Genomic DNA, 18,660 nt, shown 5'->3' with positions numbered 1-18,660 from the left:
ATGATCGAATGGTTCGTCCGGCAAATATGGGTTTCGTTGATGCGGATCGTGTCCTCCACGACCGCATAGTGGCAAGCACCGATCGCATCATCAAAATGATGCCTGCGGCGGCAAAGGCGGCCGCCATCAGCAGCATCGACGTGCCCAGCTTGGTCTTTCATCTGGCTCTTGGCATTCCAGCGGTCGAAACGGACAACCCGGAGGCCGCAGAGAGGATCACGAACGCTATCGCTTTCAAGCGACGGTTGATCGACGCGGCGGGAGGGGCGCTGACTGCGGAGAAGGTGCGCACCCTGCTTGGACACAAGACGATTCAGGCGGTCTATAAGGCGGTGAAAGATCGCCGACTGTTGATGGTCGAGGACAATGGGACGAAGCTGTTCCCGGTGTTTCAGTTCGACGGGAACGCGATCCTGCCGGGAATTGCGAGAGTCCTCAATGCCGCTCCGCAAACGTCTGGATGGGCCGTCCTGCAGTTCCTCGTGAGCGGTGATGAGGGTCTTGATGGAATGAGCCCGATCGCGCTTCTCAAGGGCAGCGACGCGGAGGTCGATCGCGTCGCGCGGTTCGCCCGCACGCTCGAAGACTGACGCCAGTGGCGGCGAAAGGTGAGATGCCCGTGGCGACGATCGCCGCCGGCAGGGTGCTGCATCGGGTCCACGGCGCAACGGTGGCTGCCAGATGGTATGGCCGCAGGGACGCGACCTGGCGGTGGGACGATCCGGAAGGCAAATTCGGGGTGCTCTATCTGGGAAAGACGCTAGTCGGCCCCTTTGCGGAAGCGCTGCTGCGAACGCCGAAGGATCGCGATGTCCTTTGGGATCAGGTCGCCAGGAGACGCGCCGCAAACTTCACCACGACACGGCCTGTCCGCCTGGCCAAGGTCCATGGACCGGGCCTCGGCTGGTTCAAGACCACGACTGCCGGCGTCTCGGCCGATTTCGACCCGGTTGATAACCCAGGCGCCTATACGGTGCCGCAGCAGATTGCCGCGGACATTTATAGGAGCACTAGCCTCGACGGTATCCAATACCGATCGCGGTTCGACAGCGATGAGCTTTGCGTCGCACTGTTCGATCGGGCCGACACAGCAATTTCGCTCAATGCCGAAGGCGTCCCCCTTAGCAAGGAGTGGACCCGGAAGCTGCTCGCCGATCGTGGCTATACGCTGATCGAGCTCTGAACCGGGGCTCAATCGCTTACGGCGCAATGCCGCTTGCCGGCAGATCGAAGGGGCCGGCCAACCACGAACTGAGATATTCGGCCGTCATCGCGAGGAAATGCTCGCGCTGGTCTGGCGCGGCTCGTGTGAACATCTCCAGCGGCCAGGCGAGCAGCCGATCAAACGGGCGCGGGTGGATCGCGAAGCGGGTGGCGAGCGGGATTGCGAGTTCGGTAGCCGCGGCGGCGAACAGGGCTCGCTGGATATGACCGTTGCCATCGAGAAACGGGTGGATTTTGCCGAACCAGCAGAAGAGATGGGTCAGGGTCAGGAGCTGTACGAAAGGCGCAGCCGACCTGGCCGGTACCAGCTCGCGTCGGACCTCGGACAGGAGGAAATCGAGCGCTGCGGCGACCCTCTCCGGCTTTTCGAACGAGAAGCTCTTTTGCGGGCTGAATATCTGCGATGCACCTGAGCGCCGCCGCTCGAGCGACGTCCGGACCGTTCCCCTGTAGGTGCCGGCATATTCGGCAAAGCCGGGCGGTGTGAATCCGGCGAACAAGGCGCGGTGAAGGTCTCGGGGATCGGCCAGTATGGAAGAACGGTAGGCGGGATCGATAAGGATGCGCTGTTGAAGAGCCATGCAGGCCTGCGTCATCGCCGCATCGTAATTGGGCATGACATAAGCCTGCCATTCTGGCGCTGTCGTCATTGCCATCTCTTTCGAGGTCTCGAGCTTCGCTTTGAGGCCGGAATAGCGGGACAGTCCGGCATCACAAAAACTCCTCCCCCGCATGGTCGTCGAACATTGCGGCATCGCGGACATAGCCAGCGACTGTGTCGAGCGACTTGTGGCGCGAGTGGTCCTTCATCTTGAACAGGTTCGCTCGCTTCGCGGCCGCCTCGGTAAGGAAGCCCGCGCGCAGGGAATGCCCGGAGAACAGGGCTGGGTCGAGCCCTGCCGCCGACGCGCAGGCTTTGACCAGACGAGCCACGGTCTTGTCGGTGATCGGGTCGGCCGTCAGCACGTCCCCACGCGTCAACCGACGAAACACCGGGCCTGTCCGGGGCTTGCCGGTGGCGGGATCAAACCCGATCAGATCGGCAGCCTCGAGCCAGTCGTTGAGGAGGCTCACCGGCCGGATATGTCGGCCTTCAGGGATCGCGATCTCCTGGCCCTCGGCGTCCTGGTCGCCTTTCGAACGAGGGATCGATATCCGCACCCCCGAGGTTTCGAATTCGAGATCGGGCAATCGCATGCCCGCTATTTCCGAACGGCGAAACGCGCCCGCCATGCCGACCGCTAGGATCGCGCGATCGCGCTTGGCGCGCAGGCCTGCGCCCGTGATCGTCGCGAGCATGGCGGTCAGGACGTCCGCCGCTGCCGGCGCCTTCTGATCCTTCTTTCGCGCATATTTGCGGCGCACGCCCGCCATCATCTGCGCGATGACACCGGCAGCATCGCGCGCGGTGGGGGAGGCAAGACCCGCCTCCTTGTGATGATGATTGATCGCCGCGACGCGCCGGCCGATCGTGACCGGCGCGATCCCCGCTTCGGCCTCCACGTGGGCGAACAGCGCGACAATGTCGGGGTGTGCGGGCAGCGCTTCGACATTGCGCGCATCACAGAAGTCGCAGAAGCGTTCCCAGTCCGAAGCATAGGCTTTCTGCGTGGAGCTTGCCTTGGACGCCGCCAGCGTATCGCGCGCGCCATCGATCTCGGCAAGGAGGTCGGCCGGGAGATTGGTTGACAACGGAAGCAGGTCACGGCCCATCAGCAGCGCGACCCTGCGCCGACCTTGGACCGGCAGTGGTTTCTCCTGCCGCCCGCACCATCGGAACGACGCGCTGTGGGCAGATTGGAGCGCGCATGGAGCATGGCTGTCACTCTGGTGCGCTCCTAGCGACTTGGTCGAGCTTGGCGTGGAAGAAGCGCTCGCTCCACAGGCTGAGCGATTTCGCCTCTACAGGTCGCAGAAAGCGGTTCACATCGGCCGCTGCTGCGCCCCAGTCGATGGACGTGATTTTCGTCTTTAGCGCCGCGATCAGCCACTCGCTGTCAACAGGCAGGTCGTGCTGGGCGTGCCATGGCCCCGCCTGTCGCAATGCGGCGGCAAGGAGCGGGAGGTTTGGGTACACGCCGCTCGCGACATACCATGAGAAGTCGAACCAGTCGCGGCCCTTGAGGTAGGGTCGGCAGAGCAGCGCGTGGATTTTGAGGGCGAAATTGGAGGCTAGATCCTGGTGCCGCACTTCATAATCTGCGGGAAAATCGAGGAAGGTTGTCGCTTCACCAGAGCCCGCTGGCGGATTGGTATCGATCTCAAGCTTGATCCTGATCGTCTTGGCCCGGCCTGACCCCACAAAACTGAGGTTGAGCTGGCTCGCGATCGAATCGTCCTTGAGGATCGCTTCGCGCACTGCCCTGTCCATCCTATCCTTGGGCTGGGCTTCGAGCTTCATGCCGAACTGACCGAAGATCTCGACGAGCGCGGAGAGGTAGGGTGACCATTGGAAATCGGCGTCCGGCACGCGCAGCAGGAAGTCGAGATCCTCCGAAAAGCGAGGGAGAGCGTGCAGGATGCGTAGGCTCGTGCCGCCCTGGAAAAGTGCGACGTCGAAGAAATCGGCGCGCCAGAGGGCGTAGAGCGCGATCTCCTGGATGATCTCCTTGGTCGCGTTCTCCTCCTCGACGGCATTGGTCGCGCCATAATCGCGGAGCTTCTTCTGGAGCATCTCGATCATCGCAAGGCTTCCGGCGAAGGGGAACGATTTGCGCGGATGGCAAGCTCGAGGGAGCGGAGAAAGTCGTTGACAGCTTTGTGCTTGTAGGCGGTTTTCAGCGTCGCGATTTCCTTGTGTTTTAGCGAGAGGAGATGATGCTCGTCGATGCGCAAGCCGCTTGTCAGCCAGTCGAGATTTGTCCAGCGCTGCTTGCGCAGGGCGACGAGGTCGATAAGCGCGCGCAAGGGGCAGGCAACGAACGCGGTGAGCGAACCCAACTTCTGCCTCTCCACGCCCGCCAGGAACTGATACTCGTGGATGGCGAGCGGGTGGAAGGTGAATCGGCCCATGACCGGCGTGTCGAATTCAAGCGTCTTGCGGCCCGGTGTAACGCTGGCGGTCGCGTAGACCGCCTCGGGAATCCAGCCATGATGAGCGAGGGCAGTTTCAAACGAGACATAGCTGCCGGGGACGAGCGCCTGCGCCACCGCGAACGGATGGATCGCCTCCGATCGAGAGGATTTGCCCAAAAGATAGGCGCCGCGCTTCAGGCGGACGAGCGAACCGTCCTTCAGCGCGCGGTTGACGAGCGCGTAGCGACGCGCAGCATTGCCGCCGACCACCTCACTAAGCTGGCGCTCATCGAAGACACGACCAGCCAGCTTTCCATCTGCTAGAGTAGATGCAAGGACGCTCATAAAATTCCTGATACTTCCGAATAGTGAAAGTTTCAAGATTTTTTAAAAATGAGCAGAGCGGTCGGTCGGTACGCGCGACGTCGCCGGATTGGCCCAATAAGCCAAAGCGAGTGGCTGCGTCATTTCGTCCGCCCGCTGCTAGCTGTAGCCAGCCTGCCCTTCAAAGCCAATTCCTATGTCCGAGAATCGCATTTATCGGACACAGGAAGCGACGTTCGTGCAAGGGACGGCGATGAGCCAGTCGCGGATCTCGCGGACGACCGCCTCGGTCTTTCACCACGTTCGTGGATCCAGGTCGGCGAGATCGGGCAACAGAATGCGTTATGCCAAATACGACCAGCAGCCACTCCGCTGCCAAAGGCGACCTCCGGCGCAACTCCGCTCGCGGGCACATCGAAAGGACTGGCTCGCCACGAGCTCAGAAATTCTGCCACCATCCCCAGGAATTGTTTGCGCTGGTTGGCAGCTGCGCGTGTGAACATCTCCAGGGGCCAGGCGAAGAGGCTGTCAAAAGACATTAACCATGCCGGACAGCCATGCGCCACAGCGGCGCTCGGTGGGCCTCATACACATGGCGCACCCATTTCAGCGTCGGCCGATCCGACCATCTTGCAAGGAAGGGTGCAAGCGATCGCGGCCAACGAATTCCTGCGGAGAGGCTCTTCACCGGTTCCACCTGCGGCAAGGCGACGGGCGCCAGCAGGCTGGCGGCGGTCAGGTCGGCACGGCCAAACGCTCGGCCGACCAGATGATCACCGCGCTCGGCGAGCAATCGGTCGAACCAGTCGAGTTCGCGGTCCACTTGCGCGATCAGGTCTGGCAGGAGACGCGGCCGCGCATCCATGCCCGCGGCCATGAGTTGCCGCAGCAACGGCCAGGTCAGCCGCCCGATCGTCGCCTGGCGCGTGCTTGTGCCGCGCAGCAGCACGTCGCGAATGCCTGACCGCGGATCGGGCCAGCAGCCCAGCGTAGAGGCACTGGCGAATGAGCGGCGCCGTCGCCTGCTCCAGCCGCCGCTCAATCTCTGCGTCCCCGCCGGGCAATCCCGTCCAGTCTAAAATTCGATCGCTTCTCTGGCATAGCGAACCGTCGCCGAGCAGGAGCAAGGGAAGCGACGTGGCTGAGGCGCCTAACGCTTGACGCGCAGCACGTGAGCACCAGGTGCCAGCCGCTTCTCATCATAGACAATCGCCTGCAGGTCGAGCGCCCAGCGCGCCCGCTCGCAATAGTGGGAAGGCGCCAGGGTCAGGAGGAGCGGGCGGCGGTCCTCGTTTGCGATCACGGGTGCATCGGTCATCGGTCGAGTCCTCTTTTCGCTCATCTGCCGCCTGTAAGCGGACGGTCGCTTACCCCGACCTTTCGGCCGTTCGCCAGCTCGGATGGGTAGGTCGATAGCGGCCTTCGCCGGATAGCTACGGAAAAATCGTACTTGCGGCGATCGAACTTGAAGCGCCTATACCGCTTGTAATTGAATGAAAAAATACGCGCTTTTCGGCGCTCTTCTGCGGCGTTGGAAGACCAAGCATGACATAGATTGGCCTCAAAAGAGGGGCGCTTCGTCGCCTGTATGGGTGGCAAACCCGAGTTGGCTCGCTACAGGCGCCGCGAGGGCGCGGCTCCCACCGAGTGTCAAGCCCGCACTCCCGGCGACGGGCCGTAAGGACCACACCGTCGCCGGGAGACCATCACCGCGAAACACTGCGAGCCTCTCGCCGTTGCCCCATCCGCCCAACAGATTCATGTGCGCATTGCCTGTCATTGCAGGTCTAGCAGGCGGACATCATCCTGACCCGGCCCATCGCGGACAGCGGTCGATGTCTTCAGCCGTGAGACGCTGGCGATCGAGGTCGGATGCGCCTGCGCGGCGAGCATCTCGTTGAGGGGCCAACCAGCTTGGTGCGGCTGCCCTGCGGGACGGACGCTCGTTCTCGTGATCCGTACCACCCGCACCGCGATCGATGATCGTGAGATCGTCGTTTGCGAAAGCACATCGAGACGGGGGTCTCTTCCGGGGCAGCGGCGGCAGCCATAGGGTCGATTTGCAAAATCGATGGCTTCCCGGAAGGGGCAGATCAAACGCGCAGGAAATGTTCAATAGGAGCCGTAGCTCTCATAAAGCAGGCGACAAAGTGCCCCTACGGCCTAATGCGTTCCAATCTCGCCGAAAGACCGGCAACACCACAGGCAAATCTATGAGAGCCTGCTCCCACACCTCAACCGGAATAGCGCCCGGCAACCCGATGTGCAGCGCTGCCTTCAGCTCTGCCCAGGCGCCATCGACTTGTCCGACGAGCAAAGATCGCCGGGTCCGGCCTTCATTGATCTCGAATGCCATGATGGGCATATTTTCGTCGCGAACCGCGATCGTCGCGTGGACCGTTTTCACGAGCGTCCAGGCGAGCGGCCGGCGCTCGCCGTTGATCTCCACGATTAGCTGCTCGGCTGTGGCGCCGACGATCCTGTTCACCGATACACTCAGGTCATCGCACTCGCTCATCCGCCGCTCCTATCACCCAAAGACCATGTGGGCTGGTGACCGTTCAATTTACCCACATCACCGCCGGTGATGCGCCTGCAAAGCGGCATAGCGCCCTGTGCGCAGGCTGACTAAGGCTGTCATGCTCAACAATCATCTGAAAGGATTTCCATGAACAACAACGATCTTGCCGACCACGTCGCCAGCGAAACGGGCGGTACCAAGGCAGACGCCCGTAAGCTGGTCGATCTTGTGTTCGCAGCGATAACCAACGCGGCCGCGAAGGGCGACGAAATCAGCCTCAACGGTTTCGGCAAATTCAAAGTGAAGGACAGCCGCGCTCGCGAGGGCCGCAATCCCGCCAACGGCGAGACGATCCAGATCGCGGCGTCGAAGAAGCTCGCCTTCACGCCTGCCAAAGCAGTCAAGGACAGGCTGAACGGCTGATCCGGAGAAGCCCCCGGTCAGCGCGAGCGATCCTGGCCCTTCGTTGGGGGGCTCGTGCTGGCCGGAGGCAATCTTCAGCTTGGCCGCACTGGGAGGGCATCCAGGCGAGGAGCTCGTTCCAGTCAACCGCTAAGCCGCATAACCTCGCTCGAGCACCGACCGAATTGGGGCTGGCACCGTATAGACAGCACACGACGCGCGGATTTCTTCAAATGGCAGTTCGAGCCGCTCGCCACATTCACAGCCCAGCTCGACAATAGCGCGTAAGGGAGTTCGCATGACGTCATGGTAAGAAGAAGGCCCCAAATGTCACAATCCAAATGGTGATTGCCCCGGCTCGATTCCCACAGCGAAGTCCTGAGCGATATGCGATGAAGTCCTGAGCCGTTCGGCACCCAGGCGCAGTTGATTGTATCCACGATCACCGCCTACGATGTCGGGCGGCCTTGCAACCAAAAGGCCACCGAGTCCGTTAACGAATAAAACAGCGCCTTGGCCTATCGACGAACGCGCCCGCTGAGACGCGGGCGGAGGCGTGCAAACCTCCTGCAAAGAGAACTGGTCGAGTTCCATCGACCGGGTGGCGAACGCGTATGTCCAGAGCTCTCGGGCTTAAAGGCGTTCGCGCCTGTCTCTTTGCAGGTTTGCAACACCCGGTTCAAAGCCAGCACGCTTTGATGGAGCGTGCCGCAGGCTGCCTAACCGGGACAAATGGTGAGGCAGAAGCGGGGCCGCGGGATCATGCCGAAGAGAATTGTAGACGCCCATTGCAAAGACGGGACTGTCCGGAGCTACCGGATCGGCCTGCGACCTTCGGAAATGCGCTTCACCGATGGCGAATATGTAGGAATCGCCAAGCAGTACCACGTCGAAGACGGTTTGCTTCTTGAGACCATCGATCGGTGGGTAATTCGCCCACTCAATGAAAGCGATGCGCCGAAGGCTGCTAACTCAATTCAAAGCTGAGCTTGCCGTTCAGGCCGCGGATCGCGCGGCCAACCGTAAGGTTTTCGAGCAACCCGTGCCGCCACGCTGAATCGTAACGGTTTGGCGAGACCCATCTGCCAAAGCCCCGGCCATCAAATTTCATACGGAACGAGGTTGATGGATCAAAAAGTGGCCATGCAAAAAGCATTCGAGACCCTTTGCGAAGCGATTCAGCAGCTCGAACGGAGCGTCACGCCGATTGCCAACCCACGCCTGCTCCGAGAATGCGGGAAACTGCGCCGCCAGGCAAACACGATGATGTTGGAAATCCTTCATCCAAGGGAGCGTGATGCAGTTGCTCGAACGAGACCAGATAGCAGACCTTAAGCACACCTGAAGTGCGACGCTCACATGTGCGCTGCCAGCCCCCTCCTCTTGATGATCGACAGCAACCGCAACCCGGTTGCTCGGACGGCCGCGCTTCCAGGAAACCAGGGCTCGGGACCGTCAGCACGCAATCGATCAAGCAATCGGTAGACTTGGCGACGACACACGCCGAGCAGCATGGCCGCGTCGAAGAAGCTGACCTTCACCCCGGCCAAAGCGATCAAGGACCGGCTCAACGGCTGACCCTCGCTGCCGGTCAGCCGATAGGTATGTTTGTCTAGCGTGATCCTATCTAACAGGAGATAGCTTTTTAACATTAGCGGTGTTAAATAGCCGCTGCGATGCTAGACGACCGACCAATCACCGCGTTGGACGCCCTGGGAGAGGCGGCCGAGGCCTATGTGAATCATGCCTTTGGCATGCGCATGGGCTTGACGCCTATCGCCGACCCGGGTCTGCCCCACTTTCTGTTGGATCGCTATCGCCTTTGGAAGGGGCAGCTCAATGGCGAGCCGGTGCTGCTCGTGGCAATGCGTTCGCTGGGACAAGGCGCCACGGCCGAGTTCATCAAGCACCGCGACCTTCTCCGCCGGCATCTCGGTATTCGCCTGGTCCTCCTGCTTCTCGAGAGCGTGCCAGCCGCCATTCGCCGGCAGATGGTCGAGCGTCAGATCGGGTTCCTGGCTCCGGGCGCGCAACTCTACGTCCCTGAGGCTCTGCTTGACCTGCGCGAGCGCGCGCCGACCAGGACACCGATCGCCAACGAGAAATTTGGCCCGACCACCCAGGTCCTGATCCTCGCGAACCTTCTCGGCGAGGATCTCAATGAGGCGAACCTGACCCAGCTGTCGGAGCGGTTCCAAGTGGCGATCATGAGCATGAGCCGCACCCTGGATGAGTTGGAGTCGCTGCGGATCGCCAAGCCGCACCATGTCGGCCGCCAGCGTCGTCTTCAGCTCGTCGTGCGCGATCGGGAGCTTTGGCAAGCGGTCGAAGGCCGCTTGCAGTCGCCTGTGCGGAAGGTCCGAACCGTGAGGGGAAATCTCCCCGACTATGTCGCGCCCCTCGCGGGCGAGAGCGCGCTTGCTCATTATACGATGCTGGCGGAGCCACGCTTTCCGCACCGTGCGATCCCCGCGGCTAGATGGAAACACTTGCAGCAGACGCTCGAACTCAGGACCGGATTGGCGTTCGACGATGATGATCGCGCCGAACTCGAGACGTGGAGCTATGATCCGCGCGCGCTGACGCGAGATGCGGTCGTGGATCGGCTTTCGCTCCACCTGAACCTGCGCAACGACCCCGACGAACGCGTGGCCCAGGCGGCGCAACAACTCTTGGAGCCGTTTGGATGGTAAGTGGTGTCGATCGCTTCCGCGCGCATTTCGAAGGGCATGACAGCCAGTATGTACTGATCGGCGGCGCGGCCTGTGAGCTGCTCATGGATGAGGTCGGCCTCGACTTTCGAGCGACCAAGGATTTGGACATCGTCCTCATCGTCGAGGGTCTCGACGCGGCCTTCTCCGACCGATTTTGGGCCTTCGTCGAGGAAGGTGGCTATGAAATCCGGCAGCAGAGCGAGGGAAAGCGCGTCCTCTATCGGTTTCAGAAACCTGCGAACAAGGAATTCCCCGCGATGCTCGAGCTATTTTCGAGACAGCCGGAGGGTATCTCGCTCGCCGACGATAGCCAGCTCACGCCCCTTCCGATCGACGAGGAAGCTGCCAGCCTGTCGGCCATCCTGCTCGACAGCGCCTATTACGAGTTCCTCAAGTCGATGGTGCGCACACTCGACGGCATCCCTGTTCTCGACGAGGCAGCCATCATTCCGTTCAAGGCACGCGCCTGGCTGGATCTGAGCCGGCGCCGTGACGAAGGCGAGAAGATTGACGAAAAAGACGTCCGCAAACATCGCAATGATGTTGCCCGGATGCTGCAGCTCCTGGCCGCCGACGCAAGCCATGCGCTGCCTCCGACCGTACAGGAAGACATGGGCGCATTCGTCCGAGCCGTGGAAGTCCAGGAGGACTTCGATCCGAGGAAGTTCGACGTGAACATGACGCGTGATGTCGTCGTGGAGCGCCTGCGAGCCGCCTACCGCCTCTAACGCAGCGGGGAACCATCGTGCCGGTCTACTTCATCCTTGAGGAAAACGACGCCGACTGGCGGATGAAAATCGGGCGCGCGACGAACCTTCGCGGGCGCCGGGGTGCGCTGCAGACTGGTAACTCTCGTCCGCTCAAGGTGGTAGGCTGGATCGATACAGCTAATGCCGGTGAGACCGAAAAGCGGCTTCATGCCAAATATGCGGATCGCAACATTGCCCGGGATGGCGGAAGCACGGCCAGGGAATGGTTCTATCTCCAGCCCGCCGACATCCTCAATGATTTGCAACGCGCCGGCATCGAGGGGTTTGTCGAGAAGAATGCGGATGCCTTCGAGGTCGTCGGGCACGACCGCGACGGCGTGGCCGAATATCTGGGGGTTTGGGACTGGAGTAGCCTTGAACTTGATGAATGCTGCCCCTTTTGTGGGTGCTTTTGCGGCATGCACTTTCAGGACGCCTCGCAGATGTATCATTGCATCAACTGCGATGAGTTCACCAATTTCGAGCAGCCCGATTTCGATAATGAGGAAGACTATCTCGCTTGGAAGGCGGATCAGGAGCGATTGAAGCTCAGCAAGCCCACGAACGGACGACGCGGGCGTACGGGTCCAACCTGATCCCCTGCCCTACGAAAAGCCAGGGTCTACGAATCCTTGATCTTCACCGCCGCCGCAGGACCGCCAAGGCTTCGGGCGTGACGGTATAGACCGCTTCGCGCTGTGCTCCGCGGTTTTGATGATCGACGCGAAAACCCTGATAATGTCGCCGTAGCAGTCCAACCTTACACAGATCCGAGACTGCCCGGCTGACATTGCAGCGGCCGGAGCGACGCACCCGCTCACGAACCTTGTCCTCAATGACGCGATCCGCCTCGTCGCGATCGGCAGGAAGCGCCTTGGCTTCGTCGAGCTCTGCGCGAACCACCTCCACCGTCGAGCGACGGCGCGCGGCGCGCTGGGCCATCGGGACGAGCGCATCGCACAGCCAGTCTCTGACTGGCACGGCGGCGCCATCGATGGTGACGTTCGGGCCTGCACTTCCCCGCTCATCCGCAATCTCTGCGATTAGATGGAGCAGCATGTAGCTGAACTTCGGGCGCGGCGATGCCGCCGCGATGACCGCCAGGAGCGCCGGTATATCCATGCTTTTGTGCGGCCTTGCCGCCAGTTCGAAGAGGTCTGCCTGCTGGAACATAGCATGAATCTACGTGGCTTTGGGATGAATGTGAATCCCCTGCGTGGCTTGGGCCTGTTTTTTTGGGCGAATTTCACAGGTGGCGAGCCATTCCGGCGTAGACGAGTCGGACTCGCGACTGCCAGGCGGCGGCATCGCTGGCGGCGCGCTTCATGAAATCGCCGGCAGCACTGACTTGGCCGCCGATGCGAGCGCAACGATCTTTCTGGCCCGAATCCTTGCCCGCATTGACGGACCAGTGTTCTGGTGCTGCGCTGGCGCGACTTGGTCGCCCCTGCCCTCCATCTCGCAGACCTTCATCCCGACAGGGTGATCTATGTTGAGGCCGGCAGCGACACGAACGTCCTGCTGGCGATGGAGGAATGCCTGAGGCACGCAGGCATCGCCGGTGTTGTCGGCGAGATCGCGAAATATTCGACCACCGCTTCGAAGCGACTTCAGCTTGCTGGCTTGAGGATCATAGTGTGGTCTGGTCAGTCGAAAGACGGCGAGCCGTCAGCCCAGCCGGACGCCTGCCATAGGATGTTGAGCTGGTCCTGCAGTTGCGCGTGCATAGGTGCCGCGAGATCCTCGACCTGAAGCTCAGGCAAAAAGAGCTCCGGCTTCCGAATTTTTCGACCGCCGGGGCGCGAGCGGGAGAGTTCCACATCCTCCATGCCGCGAAAGGCGATGACAACGATGCCCGCACCTGTCAGGTCGATAGCAGCGAGTACACTAGCAAGCCGCTCGAGATGCGCGACGATCGCGGCTTCGAGCTCACGGCCATCGACCACGATCTCGGGATCATTATCGACCCTTTGGCCTATCGTCATTTCGAACTCGATGCAGCCGGGACGCACGAACCGCGTCATCCAATTCGTCTCGGGGTTATTATCCGTTCGGATCAGCGGAATGCCGAAGCTCCACCATTGGCGCTCGTCGGAATCCGATTGAACCCTGACTTGCGTGTCAGGCGGGAACATCTGCGCTGCGACCAGGACGGTCTTTGGATTGAGCGGCGGCCGATCCATTGCGGCGAGAGGCACGACACGCAGCACCATGCACGGCGAGGCTACAATCTCGGGAACGCCGCCACGCATGCGGTCCGCTGACAGCTCCGTGACCGCATTCCTGGCCGCTTCCCACCGCGGATCAATCTGCGGGACAGGCGGCTCAGAGTTTGGCGCAGCGGCCACCCGTATCTGCGACCGCCCAACCTTCTCGAAGGCGTCGATCGCGTTTATCAGCGCCTCGGCGCGGGCATTAAGATCTTTGATCGCGTCAAGCGTCACCTGCTGAATCCCATGCCTGACGTCATAATCGGTCTTCGGCCAGGCCATGTTGGGGTTTCGATCCATGACGTGGGTGCGCTCGTAGACCAGGTCCATCAGCGAGCTGTTCGCTGCCCGGAGGACCGTGGCGGCTTCCTGAAGTACTGGATCCTCGAACTCGAATTCCGCGCCCGCCCAATTGGCGGCCATTTCGTCGAGCGGATCGAGAGCTTTCCGCGGATAGGGCGTCCCGAAACTGTGTTCACGAAGGAATTGCCGCAGCTGCTCCGGGAGCTGAGCGCGGTAGCGCTGCAGCAACGCGACGTCGTGAGGATGAGGGTCAGCGGTCGCCGCCGGCACGCGGGCGGCACGCAGCACATCATCGTCAAGAATAGCTCGAAGCGCTCCCTCGAGATCCTTCTGAAGCCCAAGCCGCGCGGCCTGACGCTCCGCATCCGGGGCGTCAGGGGAACAGTGAAACAGGATCGGGCGCTTGTAGTGGCGAAGGTCAAAGGGGAGTGGATGGTCATCCGGGTGGCCCATCGCGGTGTTCATGACCCCGATGAGGCTTCGCCAGCCTCTCGACTTCAAAGCCCACCCATGTTCGAGAAGGACATTGGGATTGGGCGAACGCTCTCCATTGGCGCGCGTCGCGACATGAGTGAGGTCGGAGAGAAACGCCGCAGCGCGATCGATCTTCTCGAAGATCGTGTCGGCGAGCGGCGGCATCCCAGGGACGTTCGCAGTGTCTCGGTCTGCCTGGACATCGCGATCAGCCGGGTCAACATCGGCGTCCGCGTTGACCGCACGGATAGCGCGATCAAGCGCCCACTGGATGAAGCCGCGTCCGATTCGATTGTCGGTGTCGCTCTGCCATGAATAAAAGATGTGGTGCGGCATTCAGGTGACGATTCTCATTATTGGCCCTACCGCTCTTGCTACCACGCTCGCTCAAATCAGACAGCGGTTGAAGCGAGCCCGCTTCACTTAAACAACTGATTGTCAGCAATGACACTTTACCAAGCGCTTCCTGGTAAAGTGTCACGGATGGCACACTGTGGATTGTCAAAATTTCGAGTTCCTTGACCGCATGGCGGGTGATCCCACAAACAGCTTCATGGATTATGATTTCTCGACTCTCTCCCACGCCGATTTCGAAGATCTGACCCGCGATCTCATCGGGCAAGAATTGGGTGTTCGGTTTGAAGCCTTCCCCGAAGGACCGGACGACGGGATGGACGGCCGGCATGTCGCGGCGGATGGCAATTGCATCCTACAAGCAAAGCACTATTACCGCTCGGGCGCGGCGAAGCTCAGCGCGAAGATGAAAACCGAACGTGCGAGCATCGATGCGCTCGCGCCGACACGCTATTTGCTCGCGACCTCGGCCGCCCTCACGCCGAAAAACAAAGCCGCGCTTGCAGCAATCATTGGGCCGACTCTCCAGAACACCGGCGACATTTTCGGACCCGGCGACCTGAATGCGCTGCTGCGCAAATATCCCGACATTGTCACCGCGCATCAACGCCTTTGGGGCCAGAATGCGGTGGTCCTCAAGACTATCGTCACGGCGGCCGTAGCTGATGCGTTGCCCAAGGCTGCGCCGATCCCGCCCGTGCTCGCTCGCTTGCTCCCCGAAGCCAACGAGACGGACATGGCCGCGGAGCCACCGCCCCGCGACGTCCTGTTCCTGCTCAAATCTTCGCCCTCCGACGACGAGTTCGTCCTCTGGCTCGCACCCAAGCTCGAAGCGGAAGGATATCGTGTCTTCGCCGATATCCTGACGCTGCAGCCCGGCGACCGGTGGCGGCGTGAAGTGAACCGCGCCCTGGAGCATCGCGCAGCAAAGGTGCTGCTCGTCTGCCACAACGCAACGGCTGACGACCAAGCTGTACAGGATGACATCGACATTGCTCTGGATGTGGCAAAGGCCGTCGACGACAGTCGCTTCATCATTCAGCTAAAGCTGGAGCAGGGGCGTAAGATGAAAGGCCTTGGCGATGCGATCGCGGTCGACTTCGTGCGTGGATGGGGTGAAGGGCTCACCACGCTCATTGAGACGCTCAAACGGCAGAAGGCGCCGAAGCGCTCTGATCCCGTCACCATAGATCCCAATTGGGAGCTGTTCCGCCGTCGTGGGGCAATCCCGCTCATCAACGAACCCGAGCGTCTGACTTCCAATTGGTTGCGTGTGGTCGAGGTCCCAGATGCTATCCATTTCTACGATCCGACCGGCGCAGCTGATCCGGATCGCCTGAAGCGCGGCGCAGCTGCCTATCCTTTCCCGATCGCGCTCCACGGCCGCGGTCTTCTGACGTTTGCCTCCCAAGAGGAAATCGACGCCTCGTTCGCCGCCGTTGGCCGCTTCAAGCTGAACCATAGCATTCCGTTGCAGACGTTCGTTGAACAGGGTTTCCGGAGGCTCGGGCTGGAAAAGCAGCCCGCACAGAACCTCCTCAACGTGATGCTGAAGCAGGCCTGGTTCTCGTTTTGCAAAGAGCGTGGTCTCATCGAATATACCTATTCGAACAGCGTCGGCTTCCACGCCTCCCCCACCCTCGCGGCGACCGGACAGCGCATTCCCTGGGGCAAACAGGGCGTTCGTCGCTCGTCGATGCTGCGCAATATCGCCAAAGGCCATATCTGGCAGTTCGGGGTGACCGCACTCCCCGCCTTCTGGCCGTTTTGGCACGTAAAGCTGAAGTCGCGCGTCCTTTTCGCTGCTGACAATGGCACACCAGCTGGGCTGGCCATCGACGAACCCAAGAAGATGCACCGCCTCAGGCGCACCATCTGCAAGGGCTGGCGCAACAAACAATGGCATGGCCGCATGCTGGCCTTCCTGGAGCTTATCTCCGGCGAATCCGCCTATATCCGGCTGCGTCTTTCAGCCGAGGCCGATGTTGTCCTCGAGGCGGCTCCCATTTTGTTTTCTTCGCCGGTCAGCACGCTTCTCCCTGACGCGCTCGATGCCGATGAGGAGGAAACCGATCTGAGCACCCTAGGCCGCCCGGATGTGGACGAGGAGGACGCCGCGTGAAATTGCCGGAAGCATCGCTCATCGTCGAGCATCTCAACGAGCCCGAGTTGGAGTTCGCTTTTGGCCAGGTGAGCCCGCATCCCAAAGACGGCCTTTTTCTGTACGGTCCGCTTGCCCGCGCAAAGAAGACCCGTGAGATTCGCGTGGGCGTCGTCGGCACGACTGATGGTATCGGGCATTTCCGGTCGTGGGCTCGTAAGCTCCAACACGTCGTCACGGTGCCCCCGCCCGGCAAGGCCGAGAAGCAGGATCGCCTTCATCTCGCCAACTTCCCAGGCTTGGAGGAAACATTCGGCATTAGCTTCGAGCCCGACGAGGTGAGTGCGTTATCGATCCCGTTCGATGACATCGACAAGGCCACCAGCCTCTTGAACCTGCATGAGGCCGTCGACCGCGTCGCGCGCCTCTATATCGAAAGGGTGCGTAAGCATCTGAAAAATGAGGAGCAGGCCGTCGACGTCTGGGTTCTGGCGATACCCGAGATCGTTTATGAGCGCTGCCGTCCTGGCTCCAAGCGATCAGGGCTTGCGATGGAGACGGGAGACTTCAAGCGGCGGCAGAAGATGAAGGAGAGCCTTCCGCTACTGGCGGCCGCGGGCGTGATCGATCAGGCCAGCGAGGACATCTTCAGCGATGTTCCAGACTTCCATCGGCGTATCAAGGCAGAGTTCCTGACGATCGCGCCGACCCAGCTTGTCAGGGAGACAACGCTGGCGCCCGAGGCCTTCAAGAACAAGGCCGGCTATCCACTGCGTAAGACGCAGGACGCGGCAACGGTTGCATGGAACCTCGCCACCGGGCTCTACTACAAGACCCAACCCAAGCCGCCTTGGCGGCTGGCCACGGTACGTCCAGGAGTTTGCTACATCGGCATGGTCTACAAGAGCCTGCCGAACGATCCCGAGGGTCATGCCTGCTGTGCGGCACAAATGTTCCTGAACGAAGGCGATGGCGTCGTCTTCCGGGGCGCAAATGGGCCCTGGAAGACCGGTGACTATGAATATCATCTCAAGAAGGATGCGGCGAAGAAGCTGCTGAGCCTGGTTCTATCGACCTATGCGGAGATGCATGGCGAGCCACCCAAGGAGCTCTTCATCCACGGCCAAACCTATTTCAACGACGAAGAGTGGGATGCATTCTGCGCGGCCGCACCAAAGGGCACAAATGTCATCGGGGTACGCATCCGCACGACGAGCGGGGAGACGAAGCTTTTCCGCGATGGCGACTATCCCGTTCTGCGTGGAACAGCGCTTCTTCTCGATCACCAGACAGCCTACTTATGGACCACGGGCTATGTGCCCCAGCTCGACACGTACATCGGGCCCGAGACACCCAATCCGCTGCACATCACCGTGATGCGTAGCAAATATGGGAAGCCAGAAATCACCGCCGTACTCGACGACATCATGGGCTTGACCAAAATCAACTATAATAGTTGCAACTTCAACGATGGCTTGCCGGTGACGGTTCGGTTCGCGCGGATGGTCGGCGACGTACTGACCATGGGGTCGGCGAAAGGGCAGGAGAAGCAGCCCTTCAAATACTACGTCTGAATCGTGGTCTGCAAACGGCAGCGACGATCAAGCGGCTGCGGACCCGACACCATCATGCGGGTCTTCAGATTACCATCGGGACGGCGGTGCAGGTCCACCCTTACACCCATCGTTCAAACCAGCAGCGCACCGCCGGCGTCTCGCATATAGTCGCCGTCATCGAGACCCATCGGACGACCTCAAGCAACGGCGCGGCCGTCGAGTAGCTCGACGTCGCGAAGGTGGCCTACGGCTTCGATCGCTGTCGGGATGGTCGGGCGGGCGGATCCAGCAATGCGAATGGTCTTGTAACCAGCTCTCGCCGTCATCGCGTCGCGCACGCGGTCTTTCGCCCGGTCGTGCGAGCGGTCATCGAGCTCGACCAGGGCGACCACCTTCCCCAGGGTCGGATCGACGATCACGAAATCGACGATCTTCTGGGAGAAAGCGTTCCGGTCGGCCGGGTTGAACCTCTGTCCCGGCCGCCGCGGTGCCGCAAGAAGCGCTCCCATCGCGACCTGGGCATGAACCCGGTACATCGGCAAAACGTGCTCGAGCGCTGCCAGCATCGCCTGTTCGCGCTTCGTCATGAATTCCTTCGCGATGGGCGTGGGCGGCCCGCTCGACCCCTTCAGGAGTGCGAGCAGCACGAAGGCACAGCCGATGAAGATGATCAGGCCGATCGGCATTCGGCCGAGGTGTTCGGTGAGTTGAGA

Annotated in this window: 22 protein-coding genes; 11 read left to right on the top strand and 11 right to left on the bottom strand. The window is 61.3% G+C overall.

Annotated features, from left to right (window positions below; genetic code table 11):
• Together ACEK02_RS27035 and ACEK02_RS27030 are read left to right on the top strand one after the other, a co-directional pair.
• The coding region (locus ACEK02_RS27035; RefSeq protein WP_371424553.1) for a hypothetical protein at positions 1–590 on the top strand (590 nt) is incomplete at its 5' end.
• 29 nt (positions 591–619) lie between these two features.
• The gene (locus ACEK02_RS27030) at positions 620–1,183 is read left to right on the top strand and encodes an RES family NAD+ phosphorylase (protein WP_371424552.1); all 564 of its coding nucleotides are present in this window, start codon (positions 620–622) and stop codon (positions 1,181–1,183) included.
• A gap of 16 nt (positions 1,184–1,199) precedes the next feature.
• Here the strand turns inward: ACEK02_RS27030 and ACEK02_RS27025 are convergent, their stop codons facing one another.
• From ACEK02_RS27025 to ACEK02_RS26995, 7 genes are all read right to left on the bottom strand, one after another.
• Positions 1,200–1,874, bottom strand: a complete 675-nt coding sequence (locus ACEK02_RS27025) for a Fic family protein (RefSeq protein ID WP_371424551.1) — start codon at positions 1,872–1,874, stop codon at positions 1,200–1,202.
• Between the two features lie 61 nt (positions 1,875–1,935).
• On the bottom strand, positions 1,936–2,916 hold the full coding sequence (locus ACEK02_RS27020; protein ID WP_371424550.1) for a site-specific integrase: 981 nt from the start codon (positions 2,914–2,916) through the stop codon (positions 1,936–1,938).
• 130 nt (positions 2,917–3,046) lie between these two features.
• The gene (locus tag ACEK02_RS27015) at positions 3,047–3,907 is read right to left on the bottom strand and encodes a nucleotidyl transferase AbiEii/AbiGii toxin family protein (RefSeq protein ID WP_371424549.1); all 861 of its coding nucleotides are present in this window, start codon (positions 3,905–3,907) and stop codon (positions 3,047–3,049) included.
• Complete coding sequence (locus ACEK02_RS27010; RefSeq protein WP_371424548.1) at positions 3,904–4,584, bottom strand: hypothetical protein; 681 nt, start codon at positions 4,582–4,584, stop codon at positions 3,904–3,906. The genes ACEK02_RS27015 and ACEK02_RS27010 overlap by 4 nt, the downstream gene beginning before the upstream one ends.
• A 517-nt stretch (positions 4,585–5,101) precedes the next feature.
• Positions 5,102–5,512 carry a hypothetical protein gene (locus ACEK02_RS27005; RefSeq protein WP_371424547.1) on the bottom strand — a complete coding sequence of 137 codons (411 nt, stop codon included), beginning with the start codon at positions 5,510–5,512 and terminating at the stop codon, positions 5,102–5,104.
• A gap of 201 nt (positions 5,513–5,713) precedes the next feature.
• On the bottom strand, positions 5,714–5,881 hold the full coding sequence (locus ACEK02_RS27000; RefSeq protein ID WP_371424546.1) for a hypothetical protein: 168 nt from the start codon (positions 5,879–5,881) through the stop codon (positions 5,714–5,716).
• Positions 5,882–6,694: 813 nt separating this feature from the next.
• Positions 6,695–7,081: a hypothetical protein gene (locus tag ACEK02_RS26995; RefSeq protein ID WP_371424545.1), complete on the bottom strand. Its 387-nt coding sequence runs from the start codon at positions 7,079–7,081 to the stop codon at positions 6,695–6,697.
• Positions 7,082–7,231: 150 nt separating this feature from the next.
• Between ACEK02_RS26995 and ACEK02_RS26990 the strand changes: the two genes are divergently transcribed.
• From ACEK02_RS26990 to ACEK02_RS26980, 3 genes are all read left to right on the top strand, one after another.
• Positions 7,232–7,507, top strand: a complete 276-nt coding sequence (locus ACEK02_RS26990; RefSeq protein WP_371424544.1) for an HU family DNA-binding protein — start codon at positions 7,232–7,234, stop codon at positions 7,505–7,507.
• 741 nt (positions 7,508–8,248) lie between these two features.
• Positions 8,249–8,473 carry a hypothetical protein gene (locus ACEK02_RS26985; protein ID WP_371424543.1) on the top strand — a complete coding sequence of 75 codons (225 nt, stop codon included), beginning with the start codon at positions 8,249–8,251 and terminating at the stop codon, positions 8,471–8,473.
• A gap of 138 nt (positions 8,474–8,611) precedes the next feature.
• The gene (locus ACEK02_RS26980; RefSeq protein ID WP_371424542.1) at positions 8,612–8,821 is read left to right on the top strand and encodes a hypothetical protein; all 210 of its coding nucleotides are present in this window, start codon (positions 8,612–8,614) and stop codon (positions 8,819–8,821) included.
• Between the two features lie 20 nt (positions 8,822–8,841).
• Here ACEK02_RS26980 and ACEK02_RS26975 read toward each other — a convergent pair whose 3' ends face one another.
• Positions 8,842–9,045: a hypothetical protein gene (locus ACEK02_RS26975; RefSeq protein WP_371424541.1), complete on the bottom strand. Its 204-nt coding sequence runs from the start codon at positions 9,043–9,045 to the stop codon at positions 8,842–8,844.
• Between the two features lie 144 nt (positions 9,046–9,189).
• Between ACEK02_RS26975 and ACEK02_RS26970 the strand changes: the two genes are divergently transcribed.
• Genes ACEK02_RS26970 through ACEK02_RS26960 form a run of 3 tightly spaced genes read left to right on the top strand, consistent with a single transcriptional unit; the run spans position 9,190 to position 11,545 of the window.
• Positions 9,190–10,179 carry a hypothetical protein gene (locus ACEK02_RS26970; protein ID WP_371424540.1) on the top strand — a complete coding sequence of 330 codons (990 nt, stop codon included), beginning with the start codon at positions 9,190–9,192 and terminating at the stop codon, positions 10,177–10,179.
• Positions 10,173–10,928: a hypothetical protein gene (locus ACEK02_RS26965; RefSeq protein ID WP_371424539.1), complete on the top strand. Its 756-nt coding sequence runs from the start codon at positions 10,173–10,175 to the stop codon at positions 10,926–10,928. The genes ACEK02_RS26970 and ACEK02_RS26965 overlap by 7 nt, the downstream gene beginning before the upstream one ends.
• Before the next feature lie 17 nt (positions 10,929–10,945).
• Positions 10,946–11,545: a GIY-YIG nuclease family protein gene (locus ACEK02_RS26960; protein ID WP_371424538.1), complete on the top strand. Its 600-nt coding sequence runs from the start codon at positions 10,946–10,948 to the stop codon at positions 11,543–11,545.
• A gap of 43 nt (positions 11,546–11,588) precedes the next feature.
• Here ACEK02_RS26960 and ACEK02_RS26955 read toward each other — a convergent pair whose 3' ends face one another.
• Both ACEK02_RS26955 and ACEK02_RS26950 read right to left on the bottom strand, forming a co-directional pair.
• Complete coding sequence (locus ACEK02_RS26955; protein ID WP_371424537.1) at positions 11,589–12,122, bottom strand: hypothetical protein; 534 nt, start codon at positions 12,120–12,122, stop codon at positions 11,589–11,591.
• Between the two features lie 473 nt (positions 12,123–12,595).
• Positions 12,596–13,750 carry a hypothetical protein gene (locus ACEK02_RS26950; protein WP_371424536.1) on the bottom strand — a complete coding sequence of 385 codons (1,155 nt, stop codon included), beginning with the start codon at positions 13,748–13,750 and terminating at the stop codon, positions 12,596–12,598.
• A 120-nt stretch (positions 13,751–13,870) separates the two neighbouring features.
• Here ACEK02_RS26950 and ACEK02_RS26945 point away from each other — a divergent pair, with 120 nt between their 5' ends.
• The 3 genes from ACEK02_RS26945 (at position 13,871) to ACEK02_RS26935 (ending at position 17,965) form a co-directional block, all read left to right on the top strand.
• Positions 13,871–14,251 carry a hypothetical protein gene (locus ACEK02_RS26945; protein ID WP_371424535.1) on the top strand — a complete coding sequence of 127 codons (381 nt, stop codon included), beginning with the start codon at positions 13,871–13,873 and terminating at the stop codon, positions 14,249–14,251.
• Positions 14,252–14,462: 211 nt separating this feature from the next.
• Complete coding sequence (locus ACEK02_RS26940) at positions 14,463–16,412, top strand: toll/interleukin-1 receptor domain-containing protein (RefSeq protein WP_371424534.1); 1,950 nt, start codon at positions 14,463–14,465, stop codon at positions 16,410–16,412.
• A complete protein-coding gene (locus ACEK02_RS26935) occupies positions 16,409–17,965 on the top strand; it encodes a hypothetical protein (protein ID WP_371424533.1) in 1,557 nt (518 codons plus the stop codon). Before ACEK02_RS26940 ends, ACEK02_RS26935 begins: the two co-directional genes overlap by 4 nt.
• Before the next feature lie 179 nt (positions 17,966–18,144).
• On the opposite strand, the gene ACEK02_RS26930 is transcribed toward ACEK02_RS26935, so the two are convergent.
• Positions 18,145–18,633, bottom strand: a complete 489-nt coding sequence (locus ACEK02_RS26930; RefSeq protein ID WP_371424532.1) for a DUF2726 domain-containing protein — start codon at positions 18,631–18,633, stop codon at positions 18,145–18,147.
• Positions 18,634–18,660: the final 27 nt, after the last annotated feature.

Origin of the sequence: Tardiphaga sp., from assembly GCF_041424195.1 — a bacterium.
GTDB lineage: Bacteria > Pseudomonadota > Alphaproteobacteria > Rhizobiales > Xanthobacteraceae > Tardiphaga.
Note: the sequence above shows the minus strand (reverse complement) of the source record. Positions and strands in the feature narration are given on the sequence as shown.